The organism is Ruegeria sp. BHSB056 (assembly GCF_059613305.1).
In genome coordinates, this window is sequence record NZ_JBXWSG010000019.1 from 36,115 (window position 1) to 54,264 (window position 18,150).

At 61.7% G+C, this 18,150-nt stretch carries 21 protein-coding genes; 11 read left to right on the plus strand and 10 right to left on the minus strand.

Annotated features, from left to right (window positions below; all coding sequences use genetic code 11):
• Nucleotides 1-175 precede the first annotated feature (175 nt).
• The 6 genes from ispH (at nt 176) to AC2FND_RS07290 (ending at nt 3,906) form a co-directional block, all read left to right on the plus strand.
• Nucleotides 176-1,126 carry a 4-hydroxy-3-methylbut-2-enyl diphosphate reductase gene (gene ispH / locus AC2FND_RS07265; RefSeq protein ID WP_209598781.1) on the plus strand — a complete coding sequence of 317 codons (951 nt, stop codon included), beginning with the start codon at nt 176-178 and terminating at the stop codon, nt 1,124-1,126.
• Nucleotides 1,123-1,575, plus strand: a complete 453-nt coding sequence (locus AC2FND_RS07270; RefSeq protein WP_496768839.1) for a DUF3429 domain-containing protein — start codon at nt 1,123-1,125, stop codon at nt 1,573-1,575. Before ispH ends, AC2FND_RS07270 begins: the two co-directional genes overlap by 4 nt.
• Entirely contained in the window at nt 1,572-2,159 is a 588-nt protein-coding gene (locus AC2FND_RS07275; protein ID WP_496768841.1) for a class I SAM-dependent methyltransferase, read from the plus strand. Before AC2FND_RS07270 ends, AC2FND_RS07275 begins: the two co-directional genes overlap by 4 nt.
• A complete protein-coding gene (rnhA, locus tag AC2FND_RS07280; protein WP_480559673.1) occupies nt 2,152-2,619 on the plus strand; it encodes a ribonuclease HI in 468 nt (155 codons plus the stop codon). The genes AC2FND_RS07275 and rnhA overlap by 8 nt, the downstream gene beginning before the upstream one ends.
• Nucleotides 2,616-3,239 (plus strand): trimeric intracellular cation channel family protein, encoded by a 624-nt coding sequence (locus AC2FND_RS07285; protein WP_209506199.1) that lies wholly within the window; start codon nt 2,616-2,618, stop codon nt 3,237-3,239. Before rnhA ends, AC2FND_RS07285 begins: the two co-directional genes overlap by 4 nt.
• Nucleotides 3,240-3,303: 64 nt before the next feature.
• The gene (locus AC2FND_RS07290) at nt 3,304-3,906 is read left to right on the plus strand and encodes a COG3904 family protein (RefSeq protein ID WP_496768843.1); all 603 of its coding nucleotides are present in this window, start codon (nt 3,304-3,306) and stop codon (nt 3,904-3,906) included.
• 61 nt (nt 3,907-3,967) lie between these two features.
• On the opposite strand, the gene AC2FND_RS07295 is transcribed toward AC2FND_RS07290, so the two are convergent.
• The 5 genes from AC2FND_RS07295 to def (AC2FND_RS07315) are packed head-to-tail and all read right to left on the minus strand — an operon-like array spanning nt 3,968 to nt 6,406.
• Nucleotides 3,968-4,186, minus strand: coding sequence for a GlsB/YeaQ/YmgE family stress response membrane protein (locus tag AC2FND_RS07295; RefSeq protein ID WP_480538706.1), 219 nt, complete (start codon nt 4,184-4,186; stop codon nt 3,968-3,970).
• A 1-nt stretch (nt 4,187) separates the two neighbouring features.
• Complete coding sequence (locus tag AC2FND_RS07300) at nt 4,188-4,424, minus strand: hypothetical protein (RefSeq protein WP_267364066.1); 237 nt, start codon at nt 4,422-4,424, stop codon at nt 4,188-4,190.
• A gap of 10 nt (nt 4,425-4,434) precedes the next feature.
• Nucleotides 4,435-5,343 (minus strand): methionyl-tRNA formyltransferase, encoded by a 909-nt coding sequence (gene fmt, locus AC2FND_RS07305; protein ID WP_496768845.1) that lies wholly within the window; start codon nt 5,341-5,343, stop codon nt 4,435-4,437.
• 53 nt (nt 5,344-5,396) lie between these two features.
• Nucleotides 5,397-5,891 carry a peptide deformylase gene (gene def, locus AC2FND_RS07310; RefSeq protein ID WP_496768847.1) on the minus strand — a complete coding sequence of 165 codons (495 nt, stop codon included), beginning with the start codon at nt 5,889-5,891 and terminating at the stop codon, nt 5,397-5,399.
• Nucleotides 5,888-6,406 carry a peptide deformylase gene (gene def, locus AC2FND_RS07315; protein WP_267364061.1) on the minus strand — a complete coding sequence of 173 codons (519 nt, stop codon included), beginning with the start codon at nt 6,404-6,406 and terminating at the stop codon, nt 5,888-5,890. The genes def (AC2FND_RS07310) and def (AC2FND_RS07315) overlap by 4 nt, the downstream gene beginning before the upstream one ends.
• Before the next feature lie 94 nt (nt 6,407-6,500).
• Between def (AC2FND_RS07315) and AC2FND_RS07320 the strand changes: the two genes are divergently transcribed.
• The gene (locus AC2FND_RS07320; protein WP_496768849.1) at nt 6,501-7,673 is read left to right on the plus strand and encodes a MalY/PatB family protein; all 1,173 of its coding nucleotides are present in this window, start codon (nt 6,501-6,503) and stop codon (nt 7,671-7,673) included.
• Between the two features lie 149 nt (nt 7,674-7,822).
• Here AC2FND_RS07320 and AC2FND_RS07325 read toward each other — a convergent pair whose 3' ends face one another.
• The gene (locus tag AC2FND_RS07325) at nt 7,823-8,176 is read right to left on the minus strand and encodes a hypothetical protein (protein ID WP_209506181.1); all 354 of its coding nucleotides are present in this window, start codon (nt 8,174-8,176) and stop codon (nt 7,823-7,825) included.
• A gap of 212 nt (nt 8,177-8,388) precedes the next feature.
• Between AC2FND_RS07325 and AC2FND_RS07330 the strand changes: the two genes are divergently transcribed.
• A complete protein-coding gene (locus AC2FND_RS07330) occupies nt 8,389-9,378 on the plus strand; it encodes a glutathione S-transferase family protein (protein WP_496768850.1) in 990 nt (329 codons plus the stop codon).
• Here the strand turns inward: AC2FND_RS07330 and AC2FND_RS07335 are convergent.
• Nucleotides 9,360-9,722, minus strand: coding sequence for a response regulator transcription factor (locus tag AC2FND_RS07335; RefSeq protein WP_209506176.1), 363 nt, complete (start codon nt 9,720-9,722; stop codon nt 9,360-9,362). The two genes, AC2FND_RS07330 and AC2FND_RS07335, sit on opposite strands and share 19 nt — an antisense overlap.
• A gap of 185 nt (nt 9,723-9,907) precedes the next feature.
• Between AC2FND_RS07335 and cobD the strand changes: the two genes are divergently transcribed.
• From cobD to AC2FND_RS07350, 3 genes are read left to right on the plus strand one after another with little or no spacing between them, the layout of a single operon-like run.
• A complete protein-coding gene (gene cobD / locus AC2FND_RS07340; RefSeq protein WP_209599677.1) occupies nt 9,908-10,873 on the plus strand; it encodes a threonine-phosphate decarboxylase CobD in 966 nt (321 codons plus the stop codon).
• Entirely contained in the window at nt 10,870-11,790 is a 921-nt protein-coding gene (cbiB, locus tag AC2FND_RS07345) for an adenosylcobinamide-phosphate synthase CbiB (protein WP_496768852.1), read from the plus strand. Before cobD ends, cbiB begins: the two co-directional genes overlap by 4 nt.
• Nucleotides 11,791-11,801: 11 nt before the next feature.
• The gene (locus AC2FND_RS07350) at nt 11,802-12,965 is read left to right on the plus strand and encodes a lytic murein transglycosylase (RefSeq protein WP_496768854.1); all 1,164 of its coding nucleotides are present in this window, start codon (nt 11,802-11,804) and stop codon (nt 12,963-12,965) included.
• A gap of 75 nt (nt 12,966-13,040) precedes the next feature.
• Here AC2FND_RS07350 and AC2FND_RS07355 read toward each other — a convergent pair whose 3' ends face one another.
• The 3 genes from AC2FND_RS07355 to AC2FND_RS07365 all read right to left on the minus strand — a co-directional run bounded on the left by AC2FND_RS07355 (nt 13,041) and on the right by AC2FND_RS07365 (nt 17,972).
• Nucleotides 13,041-13,841 (minus strand): hypothetical protein, encoded by an 801-nt coding sequence (locus tag AC2FND_RS07355; RefSeq protein ID WP_496768856.1) that lies wholly within the window; start codon nt 13,839-13,841, stop codon nt 13,041-13,043.
• A gap of 271 nt (nt 13,842-14,112) precedes the next feature.
• Nucleotides 14,113-14,463 (minus strand): hypothetical protein, encoded by a 351-nt coding sequence (locus AC2FND_RS07360; protein ID WP_496768858.1) that lies wholly within the window; start codon nt 14,461-14,463, stop codon nt 14,113-14,115.
• 53 nt (nt 14,464-14,516) lie between these two features.
• On the minus strand, nt 14,517-17,972 hold the full coding sequence (locus AC2FND_RS07365) for a chromosome segregation SMC family protein (protein WP_496768860.1): 3,456 nt from the start codon (nt 17,970-17,972) through the stop codon (nt 14,517-14,519).
• Between the last annotated feature and the right edge of the window lie 178 nt (nt 17,973-18,150).

An 18,150-nucleotide genomic window follows, 5' to 3' on the forward strand; every position in this document is an offset into this window, starting at 1 on the left:
CCTGTTGATGGGAAAATTCGCGCGGTCAGGACCGGAGTCCTGGCCGCGCTTCTTTAACTAAGGATTGGTGCTGAAACATCCTCTGACTAACAACGATTCGTGTCAGATGAATGACAATGTCCTGTCTGGACCAAGGCCGGGAAAAGACTTACCTGTGCCCTAAGGAGACAGCCGAATGACCAAGCCGCCACTGACACTTTATCTGGCCGCCCCCCGCGGGTTCTGCGCCGGTGTGGACCGCGCCATCAAGATCGTTGAAATGGCCCTGCAAAAATGGGGGCCGCCGGTCTATGTGCGCCACGAGATCGTGCATAACAAATTCGTGGTCGACGGGTTGCGGGCCAAAGGGGCTGTGTTTGTCGAAGAACTGCATGAATGCCCCGATGACCGCCCGGTGATCTTTTCCGCCCATGGTGTGCCGAAATCGGTACCCGCCGAAGCCGCGCAGCGTGAGATGATCTATGTGGATGCCACCTGTCCGCTGGTGTCGAAGGTTCATGTCGAGGCACAGCGCCATGCGGATGCGGGATTGCAGATGATCATGATCGGCCACAAGGGCCACCCCGAAACCGTTGGTACGATGGGACAGCTGCCAAAAGGTGATGTGCTGCTGGTCGAAACGGTCGATGATGTGGCCACCGTGCAGGTGCGCGACCCCGACAAGCTGGCCTTTGTCACCCAGACCACCCTGTCGGTGGATGATACCAAGGACATCATCGCAGCCCTTCAGGCCCGGTTCCCGGCCATTGTCGGGCCGCATAAGGAAGACATCTGTTATGCGACCACCAACCGGCAGGAGGCCGTGAAGGCCGTGGCGCCCAAGGCCGATGCGCTGCTGGTTGTGGGGGCTCCGAACTCGTCAAACTCCCGCCGTCTGGTCGAGGTCGCATCACGCGAGGGGTGCAAATATGCACAGCTGGTCCAGCGTGCGACCGAGATCGACTGGCGCGCTTTGCAGGGCATCAAAAGCGTTGCGGTGACCGCAGGCGCGTCGGCCCCGGAATTGCTGGTGAACGAGGTGATCGACGCCTTCCGCGATCATTACGATGTCACTGTCGAGCCGGTCGAGACCGCAACTGAAAACGTCGAATTCAAAGTGCCGCGCGTGTTGAGGCAACCGGCGTGACCGGCGTGCCGAAGGCGCCGCTTTATCTGGGGCTGGCGGGACTGGTCCCGTTTGTCTGGGGCGCGCTGACCTATCTGAACGGTGATCTGAACGACTGGGGTTCGCATACATTTGGCCCGCGCTTTGTTGGCCCTTATGTGCAGCTGTTCTATGGCTCGGTCATCCTGAGCTTTATGTCAGGTGTACTGTGGGGGTTTGCCACCAAGACCTCGGGCAGCAAGGCGGCGCTGTGTTATGGGCTGTCGGTCCTGCCTGCGCTGTGGGCCTTTGCCATTACAGGCGGCGGGCCGGTCACTGCAGGCACCAATCTGATCTACGGGTTCACCGGCTTGCTGCTGCTGGACGCCCTGTTTTCATACTGGCGGCTGACGCCGGTCTGGTGGATGCAGCTGCGTATCCTGCTGACCGCGGTCGTTCTGGCCAGCCTAGCCGTAGGAGTGTACCTGTGAGCGACAAACGCACGATTGATGCCTATACGAACAGAGTAAACGAATATCTGGCCATTCCTCTGCCAGCCGAACAGCTCAAGACCCGTCAGGATTTTGCCGATGCGGTCGGTGCGGGCGGCTATGTGCTGGATCTGGGGTCAGGCCCCGGATCGGACAGCGGTTTCCTGATGCGTCAGGGGCTGAAGGTGCGGGCGCTGGATGCCACGCCCGCCTTTGTCGAACATGCCCGCCAGAACGGGGTGGATGCGCATCTGGGCACGTTCGACGATGTTACCGAAACCGCCGAGTATGACGGTGTCTACGCCAGTTTTTCCCTGCTGCACGCGCCGCGAGCGGATTTTCCGCGTCACCTGAAGGCGATCCACGCGGCCCTGAAGCCCGGAGGCCAGCTGTTTCTGGGCATGAAGCTGGGCACTGGCGAGCATCGTGACGATCTGGACCGCTATTACACCTACTACTCGGAAGCCGAGATCCGAGAGGCGCTGACCCAGGCCGGGTTCACGATTGACCGCACGGTCGAAGGGGTGGGCAAGGGTCTGGCCGGGTCGTACGACGGGTTTATTCTGGTGTTCGCCCATGCCTGAGTTGTTTGCCTATACAGATGGCGCCTGTTCCGGCAATCCCGGCCCCGGAGGCTGGGGCGTGCTGCTGCGCGCGATGAACGGCGACAGCGTTCTGAAAGAGCGGGAACTGAACGGGGGCGAGGCCGAGACGACCAACAACCGAATGGAGTTGCTGGCTGCCATCAGCGCGCTTGAGACGCTGGAGCGCCCGTCGAAGATCACCATTGTCACCGACAGCGCCTATGTGAAGAACGGCGTCACCGGCTGGATATTCGGCTGGAAGCGGAACGGCTGGAAAACCTCGAACAAGAAGCCGGTCAAGAATGTCGATCTGTGGCAGCGACTGGACGAGGCGCAGGATCGCCACGACGTGACATGGGAATGGGTCAAGGGCCATGCGGGCCATCCAGAAAACGAAAAGGCCGATGAACTGGCCCGCGCAGGCATGGCGCCGTTCAAGCCGAAAAAGGCGCAGGCGTGAGCGCGCTGACGCTGCTGGATTATGCCTCGGTTCTGATCTTTGCGCTGACCGGGGCGCTGGTGGCCAGCCGGGCACAGCTGGATCTGGTGGGCTTTGCCTTCATGGCCTGCCTGACCGCAGTTGGCGGCGGCACGGTACGCGACCTGTTGCTGGACCGGCACCCGATCTTCTGGGTCGGCCAGCCGGATTACATCCTGATTGCCGTCGCGGCGGCGGTGTTTGTGTTCTTTACCGCGCATCTGGTGGAAAGCCGCTATAACTGGCTGGTCTGGCTGGACAGTTTCGCACTGTCGGTCGCCGTTGCTGCCGGAACCGGTGCCGCGCTGTCACTGGATCAGCCCGGTATCATCGTCGTGCTGATGGGTGTGACGACCGGGTGTCTGGGCGGGCTGATGCGCGACGTGGTCTGCAACGAGGTGCCGCTGGTCCTGAAACAGGGCGAGCTCTACGTCTCGTGCGCGTTTTTGGGGGCGTTGACGGCGGTACTTGCGGTCAGGCTGGGGCTGGAGCCCGCCTTTGTGCTGGGCCTGTGCGCCCTTGTGTGCTGGGCCTTGCGGGCCGGGTCGCTGGTGTTTGGCTGGCAATTGCCCGTCTACAAAAGCCGCCCGCCCCGCAACTGAACCTGTCGGTGGACGCGACCGGGGCGGGCTGATAGCTGTTTGGAACGCGCAGCCCGGAGGCCAAATGCCGTTCAGACTTACATCGATTGCGGTCTCACTGGCTTTGCTGGCCTCCTGCGGCGCATATTATGCGCCTGTCCACTTTGTTGCCGAGGGTGACCGGATCATCGCCTCGGGCACGATTGACGAAACGACGCTGTCCGCTTTTGAAGACGTCACCGCCGAAAATCCCGAAGCGCGCACGCTGGTGCTGCAATATATCGAGGGGTCGGTGGATGACGACGCCAATGTCATCTTCAGCCGCGAGGTGCGCAAGGCCGGGTTCGATACCGTTGTGCCCTCGGACGGTCTGGTTGCCAGCGGCGGCACCGATCTGTTTCTGGCCGGACACCGACGTGTTTTGCAACCGGGGGCCTGCGTGGGCGTGCACAGTTGGGCCGGATCGGGGCTGGTGGCCACGGAGTTGCCCAAGGATGACCCGGAACATGACCGCTATCTGGATTATTTCAGAGACATCGGCGTGGATGAGGCGTTTTACTGGTACACGCTGTATGCGGCCCCGGCCGACAGCATCCACTGGATGACCGCCGCCGAGGCGAACCGGTTCGATATGACGACGAAAGCCGCCCCGGCGCTTGGTTCAGCGCTGGAGTGCGACGAGCGCTGATCTGCTGCACTATCTTGTCGAGTGAAGGTTTCCGGGACGGAATGCGGGGCCAAGGAATATGCTAGCGGCGCAGGTAGGTCTGCCAGATCCAGATCACCAGCAATGCGCCCAGAACCGCGCCCGCAAAGCCCGACATCCAGCCAGCGTCGGGTATCAGAGACCACAGAAGGGGCCCACCGATCATAGCCCCAACAATGCCGATCAGCATCGTCGCCGGGAGCAACCTGGCGAGCAAAACTTCAAGCGCAGCTTGGATGATGATCAGAGCGACGATGGGCATGTCATTTTCGCCAATGGGTCGGCACGATGATCAGCGCGCCGATAGACGAGATCACCGCATCCAGACCGGGAGGGCCAAAGCTGATCCCGAACATGATGCGGATGAAGTAGAACAGGAACGCCCCGCCCACGCAGATGATGATCGACTGAAGATAGCCGTTATGGGTGAACCCGGTCTGTTCGGACAGATATCCGACGATCCCAGCAATCACGACGGTCCCCATCATCACCATGAACATCGGGCTTCTCCTAGGTCAGGCGGGTGCCGGTGGGAATGGGCCAGCCCCGCAGGAAGGTTTCCCTATCCTGCGCGCCTTTGCCCGCCCGTTGCAAGCGCAGCAGTTCGACCGCGCCCTGACCGCAGGCCACGTGCAGGTCGTTGTTCAGAACCTCACCCGCTGCGCCCTGCCCGTCTGCCAGCCGCGATGCCAGCAGCTTGATGCGTTCGCCATTCATTTCGGTCCATGCGCCGGGAAAGGGTGACAGCCCGCGGATTTGCCTGTCGACCTCGACCGCCGGGCGTGCCCAGTCGATGCGGGCCTCGGACTTGTCGATCTTGGCGGCATAGGTCACGCCATCCTCGGGCTGCGGTTCGGGTATCAGGTCCGGCAGTTTGGCCAGCGCCTCGACGATCAGCGCGGCCCCCATGGCCGAGAGCCGGTCATGCAGATGCGCGGTGGTTTCTTCAGCCTCAATCGCGGTTGCCTGTCGCAGCAGGACCGGGCCGGTGTCCAGACCGGCCTCCATCTGCATGATACAGATCCCGGTTTCGGCATCGCCGGACATGATCGCCCGGTGGATCGGGGCGGCACCGCGCCAGCGCGGCAGCAGGCTGGCGTGGATGTTCAGGCAACCGTGTCGCGGCGCGTCCAGAATGGGTTGCGGCAGGATCAGGCCATAAGCGACGACGACGACGATATCGGCGTTCAGCGCGGCAAATGCGGTTTGTTCGTCAGCAGATTTCAGAGAGGTTGGGTGGCGAACGGGCAGGCCCAGCGCCTCGGCCCGGGCATGAACCGGTGTCGGGCGGTCTTTCTTGCCGCGTCCGGCGGGGCGCGGAGGCTGACAGTAAACGGCGGCGATGTCGTGCCCGGCCTTGACGAGTGCGTCCAGCACCGGGACCGAAAAATCGGGGGTTCCCATGAAGATGATGCGCATCGTTGGCTCCGGCAGTTGGGACGGGTGCCGGGCTGAAGCCCGGCCTACGGACGTCAGGTTTGTTTGCGCGCCTTGCGCAGCAGCATGTCACGTTTGACCTTGCTGAGCCGGTCGAAATACATCCGCCCGTTCAGGTGGTCGATCTGATGCTGTACGCTGGTCGCGTCGATCCCGACAAAATCGCGGCGATCCAGCATGCCATGTTCGTTCAGGAACTTCACGGTCACCGCGCGCGGGCGTTTGATTGTGGCCGAGACGCCGGGCAGGTTCGGGCTGGCCTCTTCATGTTCGCGCAGCTCGATCGAACTGTGCAGGATTTCCGGGTTTGCCAGACGCACGGCCCGGCCCCGTTCGGCAGAGCCGTCAACAACGGCCAGCCGCAGCATCACCCCGATCTGTGGCGCGGCAAGACCGACGCCGGGCATCGCCTCCATCGTGTCGATCATGTCGTCCCAGATGGCGCGGATCTCATCGGTGATCTCGGGCACCTCATCCGCCTTGGTGCGCAGGCGTTTGTCAGGCCATGGCAGGCAGGCACGAACGGTCATGCACGGGCCCGTTCGCGTTTGAGCTTTTGCATCTTGCGGGTGATCATCTGCCGTTTCAGCGGCTTGAGATAGTCGATGAACAGCTTGCCGTCCAAATGATCGATCTCGTGCTGAACGCAGGTGGCCCAGAGCCCGTCAAAGGTTTCCTGTTGCAGGTTTCCGTCGCGGTCCATCCATGTCACATCGACCACTTTGGGGCGCGTCACCTCGGCGTATTGATCGGGGATCGACAGGCAGCCTTCCTCGTAGACATTGGTTTCTTCCGAGGACGCGATGACCTGCGGGTTGAACATGATCAGGGGGCGCGGTGCCTCGCCTTCTTCCTTGACACAATCCAGCACGATCAAGCGATCCAGCACGCCGATCTGTGGCGCGGCAAGGCCAACACCGGGGGCGTCATACATCGTTTCCAGCATGTCATCGGCCAGCGCGCGCAGGTCGTCCGTGAGGTCGGCCACGGGGGCGCAGACCTTCTTGAGACGGGGGTCGGGATAGATCAGGATGTTACGTTTCATGAGGCTGATTTAGGGCATCGTGCCCCGCGCCGCAACGCCCCCCTTGCACCTGCCCGATTTGCGGTTAGCTTTCGGTCGAGAAAATGGAGCAGACATGACTTTCAACGACCAGATCGACCGCCGGGGCACCAACAGTACCAAATGGGACAAGATGGAGATGCTGTACGGTGTCTCGCCCGAGGACGGGCTGGCCATGTGGACAGCCGATTCCGATTACCCGACGGCCCCCTGCGTGATCGACGCGTTGCGCAAGGCCGCAGATCACGGCGTGTTCGGCTATTCCTGGGCGCACCCGGAGTATCTGGCCTCGGTCCAGTGGTGGATGAAAACCCGCCACGACTGGGAGATTGACACGGACTGGGTTCTGACGACCCAAGGTCTTGGCAATGCAATCGCCCTGTCGCTGGATGTCTGGACCGATCCCGGTGATGGCATCGTGATCTTTACCCCCGTTTACCATGAGTTTGCCCACAAGGTGAACAAATCGGGCCGCCGGGTCGTGGAATGCCCTTTGGTGCGGGACGGGGAAAGTTATGGCCTTGACCTGGAAGATGCGCAGTCGCGGCTGGACGGGTCCGAGAAGATGTTGCTGTGGTGTTCGCCGCAGAACCCGTCGGGCCGGGTCTGGACACCGGAGGAACTGCGCGCCGTGGCTGCATTTGCCGAGCGCAACGGGCTGATCCTTGTGTCAGACGAGATTCACCACGATCTGGTCTATCCCGGTGCCAAATTTGTGCCGATGGATGTGGCAGCCCCGGATGCACGCCCGTGGACAGTGACGCTGACTGCGGCATCGAAGACCTTCAACATCGCCGGGCAGCGGACCGGCAACATGATCATTCCCGACCCCAAACTGCGCGAGGCGATGAAGCATCGGCTGGCAACGCTGGATTATGGCCCCAGCGCGTTGGGTGTGGCGATGATCACCGCCGCCTACAGCCCGGCCGGCGCGGAATGGGCAGATGCCCAGATCGCGCATCTGGACGGAAACAGGCGTCTGTTCGACCAGACCATCGCCGAGATTCCGGGCCTGTGGTCGATGCCCTTGCAGGCGACCTACCTGGCCTGGGTCGATTTTTCCGGCACCGGCATGGATCACGCTGAATTTGTCCGCCGATTGCGCGAGGACGCGCGGATTGCAACCTCGTCCGGGCCGGGCTTTGGCACTGGCGGAGAGACCTTCGAACGGTTCAACCTGGCCACGCAACGGGCGCGGGTCGAGGACGCCTGCGCGCGACTGAAAGGGGCCTTTGGTGACCTGCAATAATCCAAGCGGTGGCTGGGGTGGCTGACCTCACAATGGACCGCGCCTGTTGGCCGGGCGCGGACCCCACATGGCGAAATCCATAGCGATAGCCAGTCCTACGGCATGGTGGGCGTCACCCTGACCGAATCCGGCACGATGAAAATCCGAGCCTAGTCTTCGTATCCCAGCAGTGCGATGGGCGCATCCGGGGCGCGATAGAAATCCAGCGGTGCCTTGTCATGGGCGGCTGTGCTGCGCTTGAATTCATATCGCATCTCGCCGCCTTCATCCTGATCGGCAATGATCAGGCATTGATACAGAAGATTGGCCCCGTCATAGATATCGACCAACCCGCGCAGGCGCGGTGTTGTTTCCGCCTCAACCGTGAAACCATCTTTCCACAATTTGAGAATTTTGTAGGTATTGTCGCCCATCTGGACACGAAGGCGACTGGCCTTTTTCAATGTGGCGATTCGGGCCGCGTCCAACTCGGCGCGTATTTCCTTTGAAACATAAGTACTCATAAAATCACTCCCCCGCTAATGACCTCTATTGTGCGGGAACTGTTGTAAAAATCCAGTGAACGCGTTCACGCAACGGGCTGTGCCTGCGGTTTGTTGCACAGAAATCCCAGCATTGCCTGTGCGCGCATGCAGGTCATGTGCGCGGGTAAACGCATAGGAACAGGCGGGGCTTGGACCTATCTTTGGCCAAACGCCTATGCGGAGGATAAGATATGGGCCTGCTGGTCGATGGGAAATGGCAAGACACCTGGTATGACACCAAATCCACCGGTGGCGCATTCAAGCGCAGCGCGGCGCAGTTTCGCAACTGGCTGACCGCCGATGGCCGCGCGGGGCCGTCGGGCAAAAGCGGGTTCCGGGCCGAAGCCGGGCGGTATCACCTGTATGTCAGCTATGCCTGCCCCTGGGCGCATCGCACCCTGATTTTTCGCACGTTGAAAGGGCTGAATGATCTGATCCCGGTCTCGGTCGTGCATCCGGACATGCTGGATCAGGGTTGGACGTTTGAGGCGGATGATCACGGTGCCACGGGCGACGGTCTTTACGAGCTGAGCCATGCGCATCAGATCTATACCAAGGCGGATCCGTCCTATTCCGGTCGCGTCACGGTTCCGATTCTGTGGGACAAGGCGCAAGAGACCATCGTTTCGAACGAAAGTTCGGAAATCATCCGCATGTTCAATTCGGCCTTCAACGGGATCACCGGCAATACCGATGATTACTGGCCCGAAGCGATGCGCGATGAAATCGAAGAGGTCAACGCGCGCATCTATTCAGACGTCAACAACGGCGTCTACAAGTCCGGCTTTGCCACCTCGCAAGCAGCCTACGACGCCGCCGTGGGCCCGTTGTTCGACACGCTGGACTGGCTGGAAGGGCGTTTGGCGCGGAACCGGTATCTGATGGGGGACCGGATCACCGAGGCCGATTGGCGGTTGTTTACAACCCTGATCCGCTTCGACCCGGTCTATCATCTGCATTTCAAGTGCAACAGGCGGCGCCTGATCGATTATCCGAACCTATGGGCCTATACGCGGGAGCTGTATCAATGGCCCGGTGTCGCCGAGACCGTGAACATGGATCACATCGTGCGCCACTATCATTACAGCCATGACAGCATCAATCCGCACCGGATCATTCCGGTGAACCCGGTGCTGGATTACAGGGAGCCGCATGGACGCGATCAGCGCCCGGCAGCGTAATGTTCGACCATCGCCGCCAGATCCTCTGGCGGCGTTTCGCTTTGAACATAGGCACAGGCATTGGGACTGTGCGCAAATATCGACCCGTCGGAAAAGAAGGTGGTGTTGGTGACAAAAATCACCCGCGCCTCGGGGCGGCGATAGCTGGCAAAATCGGCCACAGCCAATGCGCTTCCGGTTTCCAGAACCAGATCCAGCACGATGATATCAAAATCCGTGCCATAGAGCGCCAGAATGGCGGCCTCCTGAGCGTCAACCAGCGTGACTTCGGCGTCTTGCCGCTCCAGATGTCTTTTCCAGACCCGACCAAGGTCGGGGTTACTCTCAACAATCAGAACTTTCATTTGCAACAACCTCGGCACTTGGTATGGTGAGTGGTGCCGACCCCCGTGATCCGTGATCTCGTTATTTCCTTAACAAAGTGTTAACAGCAGCCGCACGCTCACGTGTTCGGGCGGATTTGCTTGTGTAAATGGCAAAAATCCGCTTGAAGCACCCCGAAACCGGTCAATCCCCGCAGAGAGAGCAGATGAGTAAACGTGATCACGGCTTGGACCCCCGCGCAGTTCGCGACCACGGCGGGGGGCTGGACAGGGCGATTGTCAGGTATGGCGGAGCGCGCGCAGATTGGATCGATCTGTCGACCGGAATCAATCCGCATCCTTATGCAGTCGCGGGCTTGACCGCCGGAGATTGGGCCGAGTTGCCGGATCACGGTGCTTTTGAACGGCTGAGCGATGCAGCCCGCAGGTTCTGGAACGTGCCGCAGGGGGCTGCGATCCTGCCGGCACCCGGTGCATCGGCTGTCATCTCTCGCATTCCGGCGCTGGCCGCGTCAGGACGTGTCCAGATCACACCGCCCACCTATAACGAACACGCCGCCGCCTTTTCGGCGCAGGGGTGGCGTGTTCAGCCTGAGGGCGCGGCTGACGCCCGCGTGATCGTGCATCCCAACAACCCGGACGGGCGTATCTGGCAGGAAAGCGACGTCTCGGCCCCGCTGACCGTGATCGACGAGAGCTTTTGCGATGTCATGCCAGAGGTATCGTTGATCCATCTGGCGGAACGTCCCGGCGTGATCGTGCTGAAGAGCTTTGGCAAGTTCTGGGGGCTGGCCGGGATGCGGCTTGGGTTTGCCATCGGGCGGCCTGAACTGATCAACCGCCTGAACGACCTGACCGGACCCTGGTCGGTGTCCGGCCCGGCCCTGCGGGTTGGGACACAGGCCCTGTCGGACGATGACTGGGCTGATGCCACACGCGCGCGACTGGCGGATGAGGCGGCCCGGCTGGATGCGCTGATGCTGACCAGGGGCGCGGATATTGTCGGTGGCACCAGCCTGTTTCGTCTTTATCGGGTCGATGACGCCTCGGGGTGGCAGGACCGGCTGGCCCGCGCCCATATCTGGAGCCGTATCTTTCCCTATTCGGAAAGTTTTCTGCGTCTGGGTCTGCCACCAGAAAGGGGATGGGACAGGCTGGAGGCCGCACTGTGAGCCCTGCCCTGATGCTGGTCTGCGCCCTGTGTCTGGACGCCACTCTGGGAGAGCCCGACTGGCTCTGGTCCCGCGTCAAACACCCGGCGGTGATGATCGGCAACCTGATCGGCTGGCTGGACAAGCGCCTGAACCACGGGCGCGGTCGGCGACTGAAAGGGGTGGCGGTGCTTGCCCTTCTGATCTGCGGGGCATGGGGTCTTGGATGGGGTCTGTCGCAGCTGGGGCCGGTGGTTGAAATCCTCGGCTGTGCGATCCTGCTGGCGCAGAAGTCGCTGGTTGCCCATGTCCGCGCGGTTGGTGACGGGTTGCAAACCTCGCTGGAAGACGGGCGGGCGCAGGTGGCTATGATCGTCTCGCGCGACACGCAGGACATGGCCGGGGCACAGGTGGCGCGTTCAGCCATCGAAAGCGCGGCAGAGAACCTGAGTGACGGGGTCATTGCCCCTGCCTTCTGGTTTCTGGTCGCGGGGCTTCCGGGGTTGCTGGTGTACAAGGCGGTGAACACCGCCGACAGCATGATCGGCTATCGCACCGAAACGTACCGCGATTTTGGCTGGGCTGCGGCCCGGTTCGACGACCTGCTGAACCTGATCCCCGCCCGCCTGACCTGCGTGATGATCGTGGCGCTGTCCGGCCAATGGTTACGCTGGCGCGAGATTGCGGGGGATGCCCGGCGGCATATCTCGCCCAACGCCGGCTGGCCCGAGGCCGCCATGGCCCGCGCCCTGAATGTCGCGCTGGCGGGGCCGCGCAGCTATGATGGGCAGGTGCGCGACCTGGCCTGGGTCAATGGTGACGCCCCGCGCGAGATCGGCGCATCAGAAGTTTTTCGCGCATGTGACATGCTCTGGCGGGTTTGGGGGCTTGCGCTTGGGCTCGTGTCAGTGTGGGTTGGGGCCGAACTGATATTCTGACGGACCTTTTCATGCGTATACTCTCTGGCCTGATCGCCGCTGCCCTGTTCACCTCACCTGCGCTGGCGCAATGTGGCGGTGGTTTTAATTCCTTTGTCAAAGGGCTGAAGGCCGAAGCCGTGCAGCAGGGTTTGGACAAATCAGCAGTGAACGGGTTTTTTGACGGGGTGCAGCAAGACAGCGCCGTGCTGAAGGCCGACCGGGCGCAGGGCGTTTTTCAGAAGCCCTTTGTTGAATTTTCCCGTCGCCTGATTTCGCAGAACCGGATCGAGCGCGGGCAAGCGATGTCGCGTAAGTACGATGCGGTCTTTGATCGGATTGAGCGCGAGTATGGCATTTCCCGCGGGGTGCTGCTGGCCTTCTGGGCATTTGAAACCGATTACGGATCGTTTCAGGGCGACTTCAACACCCGCAACGCCTTGGTGACGCTGGCCCATGATTGCCGCCGCCCGGAACTGTTCCGGCCACAGATCTTCGCCGCCATCGAGCTGTATCAGAACGGTGATTTCGACCCGGCCCGCACCACCGGCGCATGGGCCGGAGAGATCGGCATGGTGCAGATGCTGCCGCGTGACATACTGGAAAACGGCGTCGATGGTGACGGTGACGGGCATGTCCGCCTGAAAAGCTCGGCCCCTGATGCGCTGATGTCGGGGGCCAGAATGCTGTCTCATCTGGGATGGCGCGCGGGTGAGCCGTGGTTGCAGGAGGTCACCGTGCCCGCGCAGATGGACTGGTCCCTGTCCGGCCCCGGTAAGCCGCGTTCGGTGGCGGAATGGCAGGCGATGGGCGTTCAGGCGCGCAGCGGGTCCTTGGCCAACCTGCCCGCCTCGCTGATCCTGCCACAGGGGCGCAACGGGCCTGCCTTTCTGGCCTACCCGAATTTCGATGTCTATTTCGAATGGAACCAGAGCTTTGTCTATGTTCTGACCGCCGCTTATTTCGGAACACGGCTTGAGGGCGGCCAGATCTATGACGCGGGCAATCCCGCGCAGGGCCTGAATGGCGCACAGATGAAACAGTTGCAGACTAAGCTTCAGGCCAAAGGATATGATGTGGGCAAGATCGACGGGATCCTGGGGTCAGGGACGCGAGCTGCGACGCAGGCGGAGCAGAAACGTCTGGGCCTGCCTGCGGACGCATGGCCAACGATGGAGTTGCTGGGAAAACTCTGATCCAGCGGCCCGCACTGCTGTGTTATGACGCAAAACCCGAAGATTATTCGACGATATCAGCGCCGTCACCGCTGATTATTTGACCGGATATTTTTCAGGGTCAATTCCATGTCTGTGACAGACAATATCGATGTAACTTCCCTTTGGAGGAATACCGCCGAACTTACTGCGAATACCACTGCGGGTTTCGCCCTGGAAGTGGTGAAACCGGGCCCAATCGGGTTCGTAGTCTTCAATGTTCTCGACCGGGTCCAGAAACCCGCGACGCGGCCAATATAAATGCCAATGCTGGCCTCGGTCGATTTCACCAGTGACCCCCAGCGCCCAGCGGGTCACGCTTGGGCCGGTTGTCGTCCACGGAAGGTCGTAGAGCGTGAGTGTCTCGCCCGCCTCATAGCGTTTGACCAGTTTTTCAATGTGATCACTGCCCAACCAAAACGGGATCGGGACTTCTGACTCAAGGAAATTCAGGATCAGCTTCAAGGCCAGAGATGTCTTGGGAAGGCGCAAGACGCAATTGTTCATCGCCTTGTTGCGCCAGACGACACCAAACAGATAGTCCGGTGGAACATCCAGCGGCCGGATGCAGTAGATATCCAGATCAACCCACACATAGTCGGTTTTTTGCAGCATGTGGATCCGGAAGATGTCTGAATAGACCGCCATCCGTCTCCGGCCACCGGTCAGGTTTTCGGTGGTTTCATCTGTATAGATTTCGCGGGCATCATGAACAACGACGCCGTCGGGAACATCTATGTTCAGATCCAGCACGTACAGGTGGAAGACATAGCCATGATCCAGAAAGGACTGAATGCATACTCTTTCAACGCAAGATAACGGCGAGCCAAACCAGAAACTTGCAACTTGAAAATCCAAAACAGCACCTCTTGCCCAAAGCCGAAACGGGATCGCTGCTGCACTAACGAAGCGGTGCGTGGCTCGTCAACCGCAGCGGAGGTTTTGGCGCGACTTACCCTGCTTTGCGCCAGTGCGTTGTGTCGGGGTGCCCACAGTTTGGTTCTGGCCCCTCATTGGGCGCGCATTTTTGGGCTGGTGTTCCCAACATAGCCGTTGACGTCTGCCGCGGGTTCAGATTGCTGCGCGGGTTGGCCCGTTGCCAACATGGCCGGCCCAAATTGTGACTTCTTTATTTGGGCCGCACCGGGTACCTATCCCCTTTCTGATCGATCAGGATCAGCCGCTCGCCACTGTGGACATACAGGTCGCAGCGGCTGAACCCGTTGCGATACGCGATGCAGACGGAACCGTCATCGGCGATGGAGTAGGTTCCGAATGCAGACCCCCCGCCTGCGTAGGTATAGGAATAAGCACCCCCCGCCGAAAACTTGGCCTGACCATCATCGTAGAAGGTCAGCGTCTGGCCCGCGAGGGCGTCAAGCTCGGCCACTGTCAGCGGGACATCGCCGGATTTGACGGGCCATTCAGCGGCGACAACCGAAGTGGCGGCGAGGAGGGCGGGGATCAGGAAACGCGTCATGAGGCCAAGGTAGCGCGTTATGCCTGCAATCATCATAACGTTACGGTGAGCGATCAGGCCACCATCTGCTCGGCCTTTTTCAGGTCGACCGAAACCAGCTGGCTGACGCCCTGTTCCTGCATGGTGACGCCGAACAGACGATCCATGCGTGCCATGGTCACCGCGTGGTGGGTGATGATCAGGAAACGGGTGTCGGTCTGGCGGCACATCTCGTCCAGCAGGTCACAAAAACGGGTGACATTGGCATCGTCCAGCGGTGCGTCAACCTCGTCCAGCACACAAATCGGGGCCGGGTTGGCCAGGAAAACGCCAAAGATCAGCGCGGTCGCTGTCAGGGTCTGTTCGCCGCCCGACAGCAGGCTGAGGGTCGACAGTTTCTTGCCCGGCGGCTGGCACATGATTTCCAGCCCCGCATCCAGCGGGTCGTCGCTTTCGACCATGACCAGATTGGCCTCACCGCCGCCGAACAGATGCTTGAACAACATCGCGAAGTTCGAGTTTACCTGTTCAAAAGCGGTCAGCAGACGTTCGCGCCCTTCGCGGTTGAGGCTGGAGATGCCGCTACGCAGGGCTTTGATCGCCTCTTCCAGATCGGCCTTTTCACTGCTGAGCGTGTCGAATTCTTCCTGAACGTCCTTGCTGTCTTCCTCGGCTCGCAGGTTCACTGCGCCCATGGCGTCACGCTGGCGTTTGTGACGGTTCACTTCGGCCTCCAGAGCATCCGCAGCGGGCATCTGGTCGGGGTTTACGTCCAGCTGGTTCAGCAACTGGTTCGGGGTCAGTTGCTGGTCTTCGGCAATTCGTTCTGCTGCCGCAAGCACGCTTTCCTTTGCCGCGTCACAGCGCGCCTCGGCTGCGGCGCGGTTTTCGCGGGCTTCCGAGGCCAGGCGTTCCGCCTCACGCTCGGCCATCACCACGTCGCGCAACTGTGTTTCTGCTTCAGCCAGCTTGTCGGCGGCATCGGCCCGCCGGGCTTCGGCGGCTTCGATCAACTCGTTGAGCTCTTCCCGTGCCTCGGCGATCTCACCGGGGGCGGCCATGGCCTCGGTCAGTTCCTCTTCCGAGCTTTCCTTGCGCTCGGCCAGTTCCGATATCCGCTTCTCAGCCGTTTCCAGACGGTGCCGCCAGCCGCTGAGATCCTTGGTGACCTCCTGCGTGCGGCGGGTGCGGGCGTCGCCTTCACGGCGCAGCTCATCATGGGTCGAACGGTGGGTCAGCATGGTGATCCGCGCCGCCTCGACTGTCTGTTTGATGTCCTCAACCTCAGCGCGGGCGCTGTCGAGGTCACCCAGATCGTTCAGCGCCGCCTCGGCCTCGCGCAGCTGCACGCGGGCGGACATGGCGTCTTCCTTGTGACGGTCCACGGCAAGGGTCAGTGTTTCCAGCTTGCCCTGCGCGAGGTTGCGATCCGCCTCGGCGCGGCTGAGCTGGCGTGCGGTTTCGGCCATGCGCTGATCAGCGGCGCGGCGGGCTTCGCGCGCGCGGCGGTCGGCCTCGGTCACGTCCGCCAGTTGCCGCGACAGGGTTTCATGCGCGGCGCGGGCGCCATCGGCCTGCGCCTCGGTGCGGGCCAGTTCCTGTTTCAGCGCCTCAAGTTTATTGAGCTGCTCCAGCCGCAGCGCCGCCGCACTTGGCGCATCCTCGGCCCAGGCGCGGAACCCGTCCCAGCGCCACAGATCGCCCGAGCGGGACACAAGACGCTGGCCCGGCTTCAACGACGCCTGCAGCCGCGCGCCCTGATCCGCATCGACCAGCCCGATCTGCGCGATGCGACGGCTGAGCCTGTCCGGCCCCGACACGTGCAGCGCCAGCGGGTCGACCCCATCGGGCAAGGGCTGATCGCTGTCATAACCTGCCACCTGAACCCAGCCGGACGGGCCGTCACCTTCGACCAGCGGCGCACGGAGGTCATCGGCAAGCGCAGCACCCAGCGCCTTCTCAAAACCCGGTTCCACGCGCAGCAGGTCCATCACCTGCCCGCCTTCGGCCGTGTCGCGGTCCACCAGCTTGGCAAGCGCGGTGGTTTCGGCGCGGATTGCACCCAATTCACCTTCGGCCTCGGACCGTTGCGCGCGTGCCTCGGCTTCGCGGGCCTGCGTTTCATTGCGCAGCTCATCCGCGGCGGCCAGCGCTTCTTCGGCAGCCTCGGCAGCTTCGCGGGCTTCTTCCTCGCTTTCCTGCGCGGTTTCGAACGCCTCGCTGGCACGGGTCAGGGCTGTTTTGGCCTCGTCCACGGCCAGCCGGGCTTTTTCCTCTTCCCCCTCAGAGCGGGCCAGCGTCTTGCGGCTGTCTTCGACCAGACGCTGCGCCGACTGGTGACGGGCGACAAGACGCGCCATATCCTCGGTCTGCTGCGACAGGTGGTCTTCGCGGTCCTGAAGGATCGAAGCCGCTTCGCGGGCAATTTCTGCGGCTTCCGCCACCTTCGCGTCATGCCCTTCGGCGGCCTTGGCCAGTTCGCGGGCTTCCCATTCCAGCCGTTCGATCATCTGGCCCGCATCGCGGTTCAGGCCAGTTTCCCGTTCGATATCCTTGCCGAGCTGATGGATGCGGCTGGTCAGCGTTTCAATGGTCTGGCGCGCGCGGGTTTCCTGATCGGTCAGTTGATCGCGCTGCACCTGCTGGCGTTGCAGGACAGCGGCGGCGATGGCCTCTTCCTCGCGCAGGGGCGGCAGGGTTTCTTCGATCCCGGCTCTTTTTGCGGCGGCGGCGCGGGCTTCGGCCTCGGCGCGGGAAGCCTCGGAAAGCCGGTCCCTCAGCTTGTCTTCGGCCTGCTGGCGGGCCATGTCGGCCTCTTTCCAGCGGCGATAGAGCAGCATCCCCTCGGCCTGACGCAGCTGTTCGCCGATTTCGCGATAGCGTGCGGCCTGACGGGCCTGACGGGCCAGTTGCGCAAGCTGCCCGCCCAACTGCTCGAGCACGTCATCGACGCGGGTCAGGTTGGCCTCGGTCGCTTTCAGCTTCAGCTCGGCCTCATGCCGGCGTTGATACAGTCCCGAGATCCCGGCGGCCTCTTCCAGAATGCGACGGCGGGCGCGGGGTTTGGCGCTGATCAGCTCGGCGATGCGGTTCTGCCCTACAAGCGCGGGGGAATGGGCACCGGTCGAGGCATCCGCAAACAGCATCTGCACATCGCGTGCGCGCACATCCTTGCCGTTGGTCTTGTAGGCGCTGCCGACATCGCGGGTGATACGGCGCACGATTTCAAGCTGATCGGTGTCGTTGAACCCCGCAGGCGCCAGACGTTCGGAATTGTCCATGGTCAGGACAACTTCGGCGAAATTGCGGGCGGGCCGTGTGGCGGCACCGGCAAAGATCACATCCTCCATCGCGCCGCCGCGCATGGATTTGGGGCGGTTTTCACCCATCACCCAGCGCAAGGCTTCCAGAAGGTTGGACTTGCCACAGCCATTCGGACCCACCACACCGGTCAACCCGTCCGCGATGATCAGATCGGTCGGATCAACAAAGCTTTTGAAGCCGGTCAGTTTGAGCTTGCTGAAACGCAATGGCCGCGTGTCCCGTGATTCCTATGAATTGAAAGTCTGCGCAAGGGATGGGGTCCGAGTCAACGCAGTTGCGCAGGATATGGGATATCAGTGCGAGTTATCCACAACATCTTGCCGAAATGCGCAGGAACACGCGTATGTCAGTATGGGCTGCATTCAAAGACCTGATACCCGGTAC

Bases quoted from the DNA above. Each gene is read 5' to 3' on its own strand.
- ispH (WP_209598781.1), top strand. From the start codon at position 176: ATGACCAAGCCGCCACTGACACTTTATCTGGCCGCCCCCCGCGGGTTC.
- rnhA (WP_480559673.1), top strand. From the start codon at position 2,152: ATGCCTGAGTTGTTTGCCTATACAGATGGCGCCTGTTCCGGCAATCCC.
- AC2FND_RS07290 (WP_496768843.1), top strand. From the start codon at position 3,304: ATGCCGTTCAGACTTACATCGATTGCGGTCTCACTGGCTTTGCTGGCC.
- AC2FND_RS07295 (WP_480538706.1), bottom strand. From the start codon at position 4,186: ATGCCCATCGTCGCTCTGATCATCATCCAAGCTGCGCTTGAAGTTTTG.
- AC2FND_RS07300 (WP_267364066.1), bottom strand. From the start codon at position 4,424: ATGTTCATGGTGATGATGGGGACCGTCGTGATTGCTGGGATCGTCGGA.
- fmt (WP_496768845.1), bottom strand. From the start codon at position 5,343: ATGCGCATCATCTTCATGGGAACCCCCGATTTTTCGGTCCCGGTGCTG.
- def (WP_496768847.1), bottom strand. From the start codon at position 5,891: ATGACCGTTCGTGCCTGCCTGCCATGGCCTGACAAACGCCTGCGCACC.
- def (WP_267364061.1), bottom strand. From the start codon at position 6,406: ATGAAACGTAACATCCTGATCTATCCCGACCCCCGTCTCAAGAAGGTC.
- AC2FND_RS07320 (WP_496768849.1), top strand. From the start codon at position 6,501: ATGACTTTCAACGACCAGATCGACCGCCGGGGCACCAACAGTACCAAA.
- AC2FND_RS07325 (WP_209506181.1), bottom strand. From the start codon at position 8,176: ATGAGTACTTATGTTTCAAAGGAAATACGCGCCGAGTTGGACGCGGCC.
- AC2FND_RS07330 (WP_496768850.1), top strand. From the start codon at position 8,389: ATGGGCCTGCTGGTCGATGGGAAATGGCAAGACACCTGGTATGACACC.
- AC2FND_RS07335 (WP_209506176.1), bottom strand. From the start codon at position 9,722: ATGAAAGTTCTGATTGTTGAGAGTAACCCCGACCTTGGTCGGGTCTGG.
- cobD (WP_209599677.1), top strand. From the start codon at position 9,908: ATGAGTAAACGTGATCACGGCTTGGACCCCCGCGCAGTTCGCGACCAC.
- AC2FND_RS07350 (WP_496768854.1), top strand. From the start codon at position 11,802: ATGCGTATACTCTCTGGCCTGATCGCCGCTGCCCTGTTCACCTCACCT.
- AC2FND_RS07360 (WP_496768858.1), bottom strand. From the start codon at position 14,463: ATGACGCGTTTCCTGATCCCCGCCCTCCTCGCCGCCACTTCGGTTGTC.